Below are 12147 nucleotides of genomic sequence, written 5' to 3'. Positions count from 1 at the left end.
CGCCAAGCCCAAGCGCACGCGCCGGAAGAAGGCCGAGGTTGCGGCCGAAGCCGAGCCTGCCGCCGCCGAAGCCGCGCCGGTCGCGGAACCGGTCAGCGCTGACGTTGCTGAACCGGCCGCGATGGAAAGCGCCGAGGGCGCCGAGGTCCAGACCGAAGAAGATGGCGCCTCCCCCCGCCGCGGCTGGTGGCAGCGCACCTTCGGGCAGTAAGAAGGCCAGGGCCAAGTGAGTTGCGCCGCCATTTCGCCGGTTTCCGCCGGGAAGTGGCGGCGCTGCCGCTTCAGGCCAAGTTCATGCCGCGCCGGGCATCACCCGCCGCCGATGCATGTCCCACCCCTATCCTTGCGCGGTCCGGCATGAGGCGGCGCTGGTTCCGCATGGCCGCGATCGTCATGGCCTGTCTGGCGATGGCCGCGCGCCCCGCCATGGCGCAGCAGATCCTGCGCGATGCCGAAACCGAAGCCTTCATGGGCGATATGTCAGCGCCGCTGGTCAGCGCGGCGGGCATGGAGCCGCGCAACGTGCAGGTGCTGGTCATCAACGACCCGGAGATCAACGCCTTCGTCGCGGGCGGCCAATATGTGTGGGTGCATAGCGGCCTGATCGCCGCGGCCGACAATGTGAACCAGTTGCAGGGCGTCGTCGCGCACGAACTGGGGCATATCGAGGGCGGCCATGTCGTCCGTTCGGCCGAAGGGATGAAGGCGGCGACCGGCATCACCCTGCTGAGCCTGGTCCTTGGCGCGGCGGCGATCGCGGCGGGCGGGGCCGAAGCGGGCATGGGCATATTGGGCATGGGCCAGCAGGCCGCCATGGGCAAGTTCCTGGCCTTTTCCCGCGCGCAGGAAAGTTCGGCCGACCTTGCAGGCGCGCGCTACCTCAGCAAGGCGGGCCTGTCGGGCAAGGGCAGCCTGGAATTCTTCAAGAAGCTGCAAAATCAGGAATATCGCCTCGCCATCCCGCAGGATGACAGCTACGGGCGCACCCATCCGCTGTCCGGCGAGCGCATCAACGTGCTGCGCGAAGTCTATACCGTCGATCCGGCCTGGGACAAGCCGGTGGACCCGGCGCTGGAGGCGCGGTTCGAACGGATCAAGGCGAAGCTGGTCGGCTTCGTGTCCGAACCGGCCCAAACATTGCAAAGATATCCCGAAAGCGACCAGTCGATCCCGGCCCATTATGCCCGCGCCTATGCCTGGCACAAGAGCGCCTATCCCGACAAGGCGCTGAGCGAAGTCGCGGCGCTGCTGGCGGCACAGCCTCATGATCCCTACTTCCTTGAGCTTAAAGGGCAGATATTGCTGGAAAGCGGCAAGCCCGCCGACGCGATCGCGCCCCTGCGCGAAGCGGTGAAGGCGACCAACCAGCCGCTGATCGCCACGCTGCTGGGTCATGCCCTGATCGCGACGGAGGATGAACAGAATTTCGCGGAGGCCGAGCGGGTCCTGCGCAATGCGGTGGCGCGCGACCGGGAAAATCCCTTCGCCTGGTATCAGCTTGGCGTCGTCTATGAGCGGCGCGGCGACATTCCGCGCGCGGCACTCGCCACGGCGGAGCGCTATTCGATGATGGGCGACGACCAGATGGCGCTGCGCAGCGCGGATGCGGCGATGCAGGGATTGAAGCCCGGCACCGTTGACTATCTGCGGGCGCAGGATATCGCCATGGTGTCCCGCGCGGCCGTCGAGCAGAAGCGAAAGAAAAGATGACCGAAACAGTCCGGCCGGGGTTCCGCGCCGCCCTATCCAACAGGACGATACAGATGACCCTTGGCGCCTTGGCCCTAATCGCTGTCGCCGGCGCGGGAACGGCGCTGGGGATGCAGAGCGGCGGGAGTGTCGGAGCGGCCGAGAAGGCGGCGATCGAACGGATCGTGCGCGACTATATATTGGAGCATCCCGAAATCATCCCCGAAGCGGTCGAGCGCCTCCAGGCCAAGCGGATGACCGACACCATCGACGCCAGCCGCAAGGCGATCGAAACGCCCTATGCGGGCGCATGGGAAGGCGCGGCGCAGGGCGACGTCACGCTGGTCGAGTTTTTCGATTATGCCTGCGGCTATTGCCGCGCGTCCCTGTCCGACCTTGCCCGCCTGGTGAGCGAGGACAAGAAGCTGAAGATCGTCTATCGCGAATTGCCGATCCTGTCTGACGACAGCGCCGATGCCGCAAAGGTATCCCTGCTGGCGGCGGAAAAGGGCCAGTATATGCCCTTCCACCGGGCACTTTACGCGGCGGGCAAGGTGACGCGCGATTCCATCCTGAAAGCGGCGGCCAGCGCTGGCATTTCCCGCGCGGAAGCGGAAGCGGCGATCGCCAGCAGCAAATATGATGGCGAAATCCAGTCGAACATCGCGCTGGCGCAACGCTTGCAGGCGAGCGGCACGCCGACCTTCGTCATCGGCGGGCAGGTGCTGAACGGCGCGGTCGGCTATGACGCGCTCAAGAAGGCAGTTGAAACGGCGCGGGCGAAGTAGGCCGGCGCATCGCCTTCCCCACGCGCCGGGCACGGGCAGGAAACTTGGGCGCGCGCCCTGGACCGCATTGACTCACGACCGGCTTTTGCCTATCGGACGCCCCCTGACATGCGGCCGCCCCCGTGGCGGCCCTTTTTTGTCACGCCCGATTTTTACGTTTGCTTTGAGGAATGAACGATGAAGCGCACCTATCAGCCGAGCAATCTGGTTCGGAAGCGCCGTCACGGTTTCCGCGCCCGCATGGCGACCCCCGGCGGCCGCAACGTGCTGCGCGCCCGTCGCGCCCGTGGCCGCAAGAGCCTGAGCGCCTGAACGATACGCCGCTGACGCGCGCGCCTGCGGTTCTCAACCGGCGCGCCGATTTTCTGGCGGCGAATCGCGGACGGCGCGCGCCCATGCCCGGCTTTGTCCTGCTGGTGCGGGAACGCGGCGATGGCGACCCGGCGATGCGTTATGGCATCACGGTCACGAAGAAGATTGGCGGCGCTGTCGTCCGTAACCGGATGAAGCGCCGTTTTCGCGTTCTGGCGCGCGAGCTGCTGCCCCTGCATGGCATTGCGGGCGCGGATCATGTGCTGATCGGGCGCGGCGATGGCGTTGAACGGGACTTCGGGCTGCTCCGGTCGGAGCTGGAAAAGGCGCTGCGCAAGGTGATGAGCAGGCCGGTTGGCGATGCGCCGCGCAAGGCGGTGAAGCGTTCAGGCGCGAAGGACGCGGCGCTGCTGCGGCGGGATTCGAGCGGGACGAGGGACTCGCGAGAGTCCGGTTCACAGGGTTCGAACGGTCGTGGCGGCGGAACCGGGTTGCTGCCTGCGCGGGAACCCGGCGAGTCCGGCTCATGATCGGCCGCATCCTCATCCTCATCGCGCGATTCTGGCAGCTTGGCCCTTCCCGCATCCTGCCGCCCACCTGCCGCTATGCCCCATCCTGTTCGGAATATGCGATTCAGGTGATCGGCAAATATGGTGCGGTCAAGGGTAGCTGGCTGGCAACGAAGCGGCTAATGCGATGCCACCCCTGGGGCGGGTCGGGTTACGACCCGGTTCCCTGACACTGAATTACATACGGCGGAGCCGACACGCGTGGACGACAAGAAGAATATCATTCTGGCGGTGCTGCTGACCGCGGCGATCCTGTTCGGCTGGCCGTACATCGCCAATCACTTCTTCCCCGCGGCCAACCCGCCCGCCACGAAGATCGAGGGCGGCAAGACGCAGCCGCTGCCCAAGCCCGGCGCTGATCCGGCCGCCGACAGCCCGGCGGCCATCCGCGACCGCGCGCTGGTGCTGAAGGAAAGCCCGCGCGTGCAGATCCGCACGCCCAAGCTGACCGGCTCCATCAACCTGAAGGGCGCGCGCATCGATGACATCGTGCTGCCCACCTACAGCGAGACGATCGCCAAGAATTCGCCTGCGGTGCGGCTCTACAGCCCGTCGGGGACCAAGGACGCCTTCTTCGCGGGCTTCGGCTGGCAGGGCGAGGGGTTGAAGACGCCGGACGCCAATACGGTCTGGACGGCGGATCGCACGGAACTGACCCCCACCAGCCCGGTCACGCTGCGCTGGGACAATGGCGCGGGACAGATTTTCGAAATCCGCTTCACCGTCGACCAGAATTACATGATCACCGCGCAGCAAAAAGTGTCGAACAGCGGCGCGGGCGCGGTGAGCGTGAAGCCCTATGGCTATGTCAGCCGCATGGGCATTCCGCATGACCCCGATACCTGGACCATCCATATCGGCCCCATGGGCGTGTTCAACGGCGCGGCCAATTATGACGTCAACTACAAGGACCTCGACAAGGGTCCTTCGATGCAGAGCTTCCAGTCGACCGGCGGCTGGCTGGGCTTTACCGACAAATATTGGCTCTCGGCACTGATCCCTGACCAGAAGGCGGCCTTTGCCGGGCAATTCCGCAAGGGCGCGGGCACCCAATATCAGGCGGACTACAGCCTCCAGTCCACCGTGCTCGCGCCGGGCAAGGCGGTGACGCAGACCGCGCGCCTGTTCGTCGGTGCCAAGGAAGTGAAGACGCTGGAAGCCTATCAGGATGCGGGCGTTCCGCTGTTCGACCGGGCGATCGACTGGGGCTGGTTCTACTGGTTCGAAAAGCCGATCTTCGCGCTGCTGCACTGGCTGTTCGAACATATCGGCAATTTCGGCGTGGCTATCATCTGCCTGACCTTCGTCGTCCGCGCGCTGATGTTCCCGGTCGCCCAGCGCCAGTTCGCCAGCATGGCGGCGATGCGCGCGGTGCAGCCCAAGATGAAGGCGCTGCAAGAAAAATATAAGGACGACAAGCCCAAGCTCCAGCAGGAGATGATGGAGCTGTACAAGCGCGAGAAGGTGAATCCGCTCGCCGGCTGCCTGCCCATCTTCATCCAGATTCCGATCTTCTTCGCGCTGTACAAGGTGTTGCAGCTGACGATCGAAATGCGCCACCAGCCGTTCGTGCTGTGGATCAAGGATCTGTCCGCGCCCGATCCGCTGCACATCCTCAACCTGTTCGGCCTGCTGCCCTTCACCCCGCCGTCCTTCCTGGCGATCGGCGTGCTGGCGCTGCTGCTGGGCATTTCCATGTGGTTGCAGTTCAAGCTGAACCCCGCCCAGATGGACCCGATGCAGCAGCAGATCTTTTCGATCATGCCGTGGATGATGATGTTCATCATGGCGCCGTTCGCGGCGGGTCTGCTGGTCTACTGGATCACCAACAACTGCCTGTCGATGTTGCAGCAATGGTGGCTTTACAAACGCCATCCCGTGCTGAGCGCGGCTCCGGCGAAGTAAATCGTTCAACGCCCGTTCGGTTCGAGCTTGTCGAGAACGGCGCGCCCATGGTTCTCGACAGGCTCGAACCGAACGGATGTAGCGTGGACGAACAACAACAGGCCGAGCTGATAGAGGAAGCGCGCAAGGTCTTCGCCGGGCCGATCACCTTTCTGAAATCGGCGCCGGACCTCAAATTCCTGCCCGACATGGCCGTCAACGAAGTGGCGTTCGCGGGGCGGTCGAACGTTGGCAAGTCCTCGCTTCTCAATGCGCTTACCGGGCGCAACGGCCTGGCCCGCACGTCGAACACGCCGGGGCGCACGCAGGAGCTGAATTTCTTCGACGTGGGCGATCCGCTGCGCTTCCGGCTCGTCGACATGCCGGGCTATGGCTATGCCAAGGCGCCCAAGGACATGGTGCGCAAGTGGCGCTTCCTGGTGAACGACTATCTGCGCGGCCGGGCGAAGCTGAAACGCACGCTGGTGCTGATCGACAGCCGCCACGGCATCAAGGATGTCGATAACGATATCCTCGACATGCTGGACGCGGCCGCCGTCAGCTACCGCATCGTGCTGACCAAGGCGGACAAGGTGAAGGCCAGCCATCTGGCCGAGGTGACGCAGGCAACCGCGGACGCCATCCGCAAGCGCCCCGCCGCGCACCCGGACATCATCCCGACATCGAGCGAAAAGGGCATGGGCATAGCCGAACTGCGCGCCGCGGTTCTGGAAAGCGTGATGCAGGGCTGACGCGAGCCCCTGCCCTCCTCAGGTCAGAACAGCTCATATTGCCTGCCGCCGGCGAGCGGCCATGTTCCAAGCAGGTCATGACGGGTCCGGCCGACATGGCTGCAAATGAGGACGAATTCCTCCACGCGCCAGTGGAAGCCCTCGACCCGCCGCTGTTCGGGCCGTGCGGGCCCGTAGAAAAGCGTCTGGTGCGGGTTGAAGCTCCAGCCGGGGCGCAGCGGAACCCCTGCCCTGCCCATGGCTTCGATGATCTGCCGTTGCAGCCTGCGGAGCGGCGGGACGGACCGCGACGGGCACAAGGCGGCCGACCTGTTGCTGATCCGCAGGCGGTCGAGCAGCAGATCGAACGGCTCGGCCATGACACACGTCCCTGCCCGCAGCAGCGCCTTTATGAGGTCATAGGGATAGTCGAGATGATCGGCCGTCACCCCCAGCGTCATATGCAGATGGTCCGGCTGGACCCGATAGGCCGCTGTCCCCATTGCGTGCGAGAAATGGTCTGTCTGGCGCGCGGTGACGCTCCCCGGCTTCAAGGCGTAGAATAGCCGGTAGAGCGGCTGATTGGCGATAAAATGGCGCATGTCTGCTGGTCCGAATCGATAATGTTCCCTTTATGTTCCTATAGCTGGGAAAAGGAGTCCAGCATGAACCGCCATGCCGCTGGCGCGTTGGGCGTGGACATAGGAAGGAGAGCCACGATGGTGCAACGAACGCTGGCGCAGCTTGCCGAAAAGATGAAGGACATCGACTTTGCGATGCTGTCGACCCGCACGGAAGGAGGGCGCATCGGCTCCCGCCCGATGAGCAACAATCGCGACGTCGAATATGACGGCGACAGCTATTATTTCACCACCGCCGACACGCTGATGGTCAGGGATATCGAGCAGGAGCCGCAGGTCGGCCTTTCATTCCAGGGCAAGAGCGGGCTACTGGGGCACCGTCCGCTGTTCGTCGCCATCGAAGGCCGGGCGGAGCTGATCCGGGACAAGGGACAGTTCGAGCGCCACTGGAATTCCGACCTCGACCGCTGGTTCGATCAAGGCATCGACACGCCCGATCTGGTGATGATCAAGGTTCATGCCGAGCGCGCCCATTATTGGGACGGGCAAGAGGAAGGCGAGATAGGACTTTGAGTAGGCTCGCGCGTGAGGCGGACCGAGGGCGTGGCCAAAACTATCGCCTCCTGCTTGCGGGAGGAGGCCAGATGGTCGTGAGCGGAGTCAGCGCTGTTGGGTGACGATAGGTGGAGCGATGCGGCCAATCGCGCCCTCCCTTGGCTCCAAGCGGGAGGGGGACTTTGGCCGCGGCAGACTCAGCACGTTTGAGATGATGCCGTAACCCAAGATGCCGTTTCCGGGTAAACAGGCAGCCCCACCGCCAAGATACAAGCCCGAAAGCAATGCCCGCCGACGCGCGCGTTGGTTGCTGTCCGCTTTCTATATGGTTGCGGGGCTGGCGCATCTTCTGCGGCCCGCTGGGTTCCTGGCGATCATGCCGCCATGGGTGCCGTGGTCGGCGCAGGTGGTGGCGCTGACCGGCGCGGCCGAAATCGCGGGGGCGGTGGGGCTGCATATCCCGAGGTTGCGGCGAGCGGCCGGAGCGGGCCTTGCCCTTTATGCGCTGTGCGTCTGGCCCGCCAATTTCCACCATGCAATCAGCGGCATCCCGCTGGGCGGCGTCGATCTGGGCTGGCGCTATCATGGTCCGCGCCTCGCGCTGCAACCGGTGATCATCTGGTGGGCGCTTTGGGCGAGCCGGGTGATCGACTGGCCCTTTTTGCGGCGCGCCTGACCCCAGGCGATTGTGTTTGCAGGCCGGAGGATTACTGTGCCGGGCCAACCCGACGCAGGCAGAGAGAGCGATGACCCGGCACATCCCCTGGATCTTGATAGCCATCCTTGGCGCGGCCGCGCTGTCCGTGGTCGCACTGTCGCGAGGGGAGGCGGTGAACGCGCTCTGGATCGTGGTCGCGGCGGTCAGCAGCTTCCTGGTCGCCTATCGCTATTATGCGCTCTTTATCGGCCGGACGGTCATGCGCCTGGAGGATGGCCGCCCGACCCCGGCGATACGGCGGGCGGACGGGCTGGACTATGTGGCGACCGACAGGGTGGTGCTGTTCGGCCACCATTTCGCCGCGATCGCCGGGGCGGGGCCGCTGGTGGGGCCCGTGCTGGCGGCGCAGATGGGCTATCTGCCCGGCACGATCTGGATCATCGCGGGCGTCGTGCTGGCGGGCGCGGTGCAGGATTTCATGGTCCTGTTCATTTCCATGCGCCGCGACGGCAAGTCGCTGGGCGAACTCATCCGCATGGAAATGGGGCAGGTGGCGGGCACGATCGCGCTGTTCGGCGCCTTCATGATCATGGTGATCATCCTGGCCGTGCTGGCGCTGATCGTCGTCAAGGCGCTGGCCGAAAGCCCGTGGGGCATGTTCACGGTGGCCGCGACCGTGCCGCTCGCCATGCTGATGGGCGCCTATACGCGCTGGATCAGGCCGGGGCGGATTGGCGAAGTGTCGCTGATCGGCCTTGCCGGATTGCTTGCGGCCATCGTCTATGGCCAGTCCGTCGCGCAGTCGCCCTATTGGGGACCCCTCTTCACCTTCACGCCGTTGCAGCTATGCTGGATATTGGTGGGATATGGAGCGGTCGCGTCGGTGCTGCCCGTCTGGCTGCTGCTCGCGCCGCGCGATTATCTGTCGACCTTCCTCAAGATCGGGGCGATCGCGGCCCTTGCGGTCGGCATCGTCATCATGGCCCCGCCGCTCAAGATGCATGCGGTGACGCAGTTCGTGAACGGCAACGGCCCGGTCTGGTCGGGCGGGCTGTTCCCCTTCCTCTTCATCACCATCGCCTGCGGCGCGGTGTCCGGCTTCCACGCGCTGATCGCCAGCGGGACCACGCCCAAGCTGATCGCGCGGGAGGGCGACGCGCCCATCATCGGCTATGGCGCGATGCTGATGGAGGCCTTCGTCGCGATCATGGCGCTGGTCGGCGCGTCGATCCTCGACCCCGGCGTCTATTTCACCATGAACAGCCCGGCGGCCGTGATCGGCACCGGCCCCGCGAGCGCCGCCGCCGCCGTGACCGCCATGGGCTTTCCCATCGCGCCGGAGGTCATCGCCCAGACCGCAAGGGATGTGGGCGAACACACGATCATCTCCCGCACCGGCGGCGCGCCTACCTTGGCGGTGGCGATGGCCGAAATCTTCTCCCATGTGGCGGGCGGCCCGGCGATGAAGGCCTTCTGGTATCATTTCGCCATCCTGTTCGAGGCATTGTTCATCCTGACCGCCGTGGACGCGGGCACGCGCGCGGGACGCTTCATGTTGCAGGACCTGATCGGGCTGGCGGTGCCCGGCTTCAAGCAGACGGCGTCCTTCCTGCCCGGCCTTGTCGCGACGGTGCTGACGGTCGCTGCATGGGGCTTCTTCCTCTATCAGGGCGTCACCGATCCGCTGGGCGGGGTGAATACGCTGTGGCCGGTGTTCGGCATATCCAACCAGATGCTGGCGGCGATCGCGCTGATGCTGGCAACGGCCGTGCTGTTCCGCATGAAGCAGGACCGCTATGCCTGGGTCACGGTGCTGCCGGCCGTGTGGCTGCTGATCTGCACCCTGTCGGCTGGATGGCTGAAACTGTTTTCCGCCGACCCCAAGGTTGGATTCCTGGCCCATGCGGCGCGGTTCGGCACGGCGGCGGACCGGGGCGAGATACTTGCCCCGGCCATGTCCATGGCGGAGATGCGGCAGATCATCTTCAACGACCGGGTGGACGCGGCGCTGGTTGCGCTGTTCCTGGCGGTGGTGCTGTCGGTGCTGTTCTTCACCATCCGCACCTGCCTTTCGGCGCGGCGGGCGGCCGGACCCACGGCCACCGAAATCCCGGCGCGGCTGGTTCCGGCGGAATGAGCGCCTTGATCCCCCGGCTGAGACGCATCGGCGCGATGATGGTCGGCATGCCCGATTATGACGCCTATCTCGCCCATATGCGCCGCCATCATCCCGAGCGCACCCCGATGGACCGGACGCGGTTTTTCCGCGAGCGGCAGGAGGCGCGCTATGGCGGGCGCAATGGGGGGAAATGCTGCTAGGGACCAGCCCGAAACGGTTGGAGGAGCGTTCAACTCCGTGCGTTGAACCCGGCGATCATGCCAGCGGCGATCGACAAGGCGATTTCGGCAGGGCCGACCGCGCCGATGTCCAGCCCGGCGGGGCCATCGATGCGCGCCAGGTCGCTGGCCGCAAAGCCCATGGCGCCCAGCCGTTCCAGCCGCGCCGCGTGGCTCTTGCGCGAGCCCAGCGCCGCGACATAGCCGGTGGGCGCGCGCAAGGCGGCGACAAGGGCCGGGTCGTCGATTTTAATATCGTGGCTAAGCGTCACCACGGCGGTGGACGCGCCGGGACGATAGGCGGCGATCGCTTCGTCAGGCCAACGGTCGTCCAGCGCCACGCCGGGGAACCTCTCTTCGGTCAGGAAGCGGCCGCGCGGGTCGATCACCACCGGAGTGACGCCGATCGCCTGCGCCAGGGCGCTCAGCGACTGGGCAATCTGCACCGCGCCGACGATCAGCAGGCGGCGTGGCGGATCGTAGCGATTCTGGAACTGGCCCTCGATCGCGCCTTCGCGGGTAAGCGCGCTTTCAAGGCCGGTGGACAGGACGACCGGCTGGCCTGCCTCGCTTGCCTGAAGGATGCGGTCGAACAGTGAAGGGGGAAAGCCTTGCTCCGCAACCGGCTGCACCAGCACGCGGATTTCGCCGCCGCAGGGCAGGCCCACCGCCCAGGCGTCGCCGTCGGCCACGCCATAGCAGGCCAGATGGCCCGGACGCCCCGCAATCACTTCCTCCGCTCGTTGCAGAATGTCCGATTCGACGCATCCGCCGGAAATGCTGCCTTCGAACCGGCCATCGGCGTGGATGATCATATGGCTGCCGCGCGGACGGGGGGCCGATCCCCAGGTGGCAACCACCGTCGCCAGCGCCATCGGTGCGCCGCGCCATTCGATCGCCTTGCGGATTACCGCGTCATTGTCGTTCAACCGCATTCTCCTGCCCGGCCGCACATAGGTGCGGCCTGCCGCCGCGCCAAGTCAGACGAGGCGGCGGCCGGTCCACACGACACGGCCGACAATGGCAACCAGCGCCGGGTCGATATCGATCCAGCCGGGATAAAGGGCATTGTCGCTGAGCACGCTGAACAGCCCCCGGCGCGGGCCAAGCGCGATGCGCTTCACCATCAGCACGCCGTCGAGCCGCAGCACGTAAACGCCGTCGCGCAGCCGATCGGCGCCATCCTCATGATCGACCATGATCTCGTCGCCGTCATTGAGCGTCGGCGCCATCGATTCGCCGTCTACGCGGATGATGGAGACCCGCTGCGGCTGAACGCCCAGATGCCGCAGCCAGTTGGCGTCGAAGGCCATTGCGCCGGTCGCCCGCTCATCCTCGTCCAGCGATCCGGGGCCTGCCGATGCGCCAAGAGACAGGCGCGGGACAGTGACGACAGCGGGCAGGGAACGGGATTTCCGCACCGGCGCGACGGAGGATGATCCGCCCAGTAATTGTTCCGCCACGCCGAAATAGCGGGCGAGCACGCGCCTATCTTCCTCATCCAGCTTGCGCGGTGAGCCCCGCTTGATGAACTGCTGGATATAGGCCGGATTGCGTTTCAGCAGCCGCGACAGGTCGGCATAGTTTTCGCCGCGCTCGGCAATGAGCCGCTCAAGGATGATGCGAGGATCTTCTTCACTACCGGCCATGGCTCATTCCTAATGATAGGATTTTTCCTAGACAAGTAGGAAATAGGTTTTCACATAGGAAATCACCTATCGAATCACATCGGGTGAGTCGAATTTTGCAAGAGGGAGAAGGACCGGCATGCTGCTTCGCGCCGTCGAAAAATTTCTGCGGGAAAATGGCATTCCAGCGACGCGCTTCGGCCGGGAGAGCGTGCGTGATCCCCGTCTGGTCTTCGACCTTCGTCAGGGCCGCGAACCCGGCGAACGGATAAAGAGACGGATAGAACATTTCATGAACACATATCGCAGGAGCGCCGGACAATGACAAGCATGGATATGATCAGCAGGCCGGATAATCTGGTCCCGGACGAAGCAAAGGCCGCCAGGCCGCGCGATCCCCTGCCCCGGCTGCTGG

Annotated in this window: 16 protein-coding genes; 13 read left to right on the top strand and 3 right to left on the bottom strand. The window is 65.2% G+C overall.

The annotated features are described in order from the left end of the window. The 8 genes from L288_RS43560 to yihA form a co-directional block, all read left to right on the top strand. Positions 1-211: hypothetical protein (locus tag L288_RS43560; RefSeq protein ID WP_031303694.1), on the top strand; the 211-nt coding region annotated here is incomplete at its 5' end. Between the two features lie 146 nt (positions 212-357). Then, the gene (locus L288_RS22710) at positions 358-1710 is read left to right on the top strand and encodes a M48 family metalloprotease (RefSeq protein ID WP_031303692.1); all 1353 of its coding nucleotides are present in this window, start codon (positions 358-360) and stop codon (positions 1708-1710) included. Beyond that, entirely contained in the window at positions 1707-2477 is a 771-nt protein-coding gene (locus L288_RS22705; RefSeq protein WP_051209585.1) for a DsbA family protein, read from the top strand. The genes L288_RS22710 and L288_RS22705 overlap by 4 nt, the downstream gene beginning before the upstream one ends. Before the next feature lie 177 nt (positions 2478-2654). Further along, complete coding sequence (gene rpmH, locus L288_RS0121025) at positions 2655-2789, top strand: 50S ribosomal protein L34 (RefSeq protein ID WP_007683189.1); 135 nt, start codon at positions 2655-2657, stop codon at positions 2787-2789. A gap of 83 nt (positions 2790-2872) precedes the next feature. Further along, positions 2873-3319, top strand: coding sequence for a ribonuclease P protein component (gene rnpA / locus L288_RS43800; RefSeq protein ID WP_051209584.1), 447 nt, complete (start codon positions 2873-2875; stop codon positions 3317-3319). After that, entirely contained in the window at positions 3316-3528 is a 213-nt protein-coding gene (gene yidD, locus L288_RS22695; RefSeq protein WP_021236397.1) for a membrane protein insertion efficiency factor YidD, read from the top strand. The genes rnpA and yidD overlap by 4 nt, the downstream gene beginning before the upstream one ends. 31 nt (positions 3529-3559) lie before the next feature. Further along, positions 3560-5263 (top strand): membrane protein insertase YidC, encoded by a 1704-nt coding sequence (gene yidC / locus L288_RS22690; RefSeq protein WP_021236396.1) that lies wholly within the window; start codon positions 3560-3562, stop codon positions 5261-5263. An 83-nt stretch (positions 5264-5346) separates the two neighbouring features. Then, positions 5347-5994 (top strand): ribosome biogenesis GTP-binding protein YihA/YsxC, encoded by a 648-nt coding sequence (gene yihA, locus L288_RS22685; protein ID WP_021236395.1) that lies wholly within the window; start codon positions 5347-5349, stop codon positions 5992-5994. Positions 5995-6017: 23 nt separating this feature from the next. Here the strand turns inward: yihA and L288_RS22680 are convergent, their stop codons facing one another. Beyond that, positions 6018-6575: a 2'-5' RNA ligase family protein gene (locus L288_RS22680; RefSeq protein ID WP_021236394.1), complete on the bottom strand. Its 558-nt coding sequence runs from the start codon at positions 6573-6575 to the stop codon at positions 6018-6020. Between the two features lie 117 nt (positions 6576-6692). On the opposite strand from L288_RS22680, the gene L288_RS22675 reads away from it, so the two are divergent. The 4 genes from L288_RS22675 (at position 6693) to L288_RS41855 (ending at position 10086) form a co-directional block, all read left to right on the top strand. Continuing rightward, the gene (locus L288_RS22675; protein WP_021236393.1) at positions 6693-7127 is read left to right on the top strand and encodes a pyridoxamine 5'-phosphate oxidase family protein; all 435 of its coding nucleotides are present in this window, start codon (positions 6693-6695) and stop codon (positions 7125-7127) included. A gap of 211 nt (positions 7128-7338) precedes the next feature. Next, positions 7339-7785: a DoxX family protein gene (locus tag L288_RS22670; RefSeq protein WP_084465556.1), complete on the top strand. Its 447-nt coding sequence runs from the start codon at positions 7339-7341 to the stop codon at positions 7783-7785. A 70-nt stretch (positions 7786-7855) separates the two neighbouring features. Then, positions 7856-9904 (top strand): carbon starvation CstA family protein, encoded by a 2049-nt coding sequence (locus L288_RS22665; protein ID WP_021236391.1) that lies wholly within the window; start codon positions 7856-7858, stop codon positions 9902-9904. Next, positions 9901-10086, top strand: coding sequence for a YbdD/YjiX family protein (locus tag L288_RS41855; protein WP_021236390.1), 186 nt, complete (start codon positions 9901-9903; stop codon positions 10084-10086). Before L288_RS22665 ends, L288_RS41855 begins: the two co-directional genes overlap by 4 nt. A 29-nt stretch (positions 10087-10115) precedes the next feature. Here the strand turns inward: L288_RS41855 and L288_RS22660 are convergent, their stop codons facing one another. Beyond that, positions 10116-11033, bottom strand: coding sequence for an XdhC family protein (locus tag L288_RS22660; RefSeq protein ID WP_031303688.1), 918 nt, complete (start codon positions 11031-11033; stop codon positions 10116-10118). Positions 11034-11084: 51 nt separating this feature from the next. Continuing rightward, entirely contained in the window at positions 11085-11753 is a 669-nt protein-coding gene (locus L288_RS22655) for a S24 family peptidase (protein ID WP_021236388.1), read from the bottom strand. Positions 11754-11871: 118 nt separating this feature from the next. Here L288_RS22655 and L288_RS43795 point away from each other — a divergent pair, with 118 nt between their 5' ends. Further along, positions 11872-12057, top strand: coding sequence for a hypothetical protein (locus tag L288_RS43795; RefSeq protein ID WP_021236387.1), 186 nt, complete (start codon positions 11872-11874; stop codon positions 12055-12057). The last annotated feature ends 90 nt before the right edge of the window (positions 12058-12147 follow it).

This window comes from Sphingobium quisquiliarum P25 (assembly GCF_000445065.1).
Classification (GTDB): domain Bacteria; phylum Pseudomonadota; class Alphaproteobacteria; order Sphingomonadales; family Sphingomonadaceae; genus Sphingobium; species Sphingobium quisquiliarum.
Note: the sequence above shows the minus strand (reverse complement) of the source record. Positions and strands in the feature narration are given on the sequence as shown.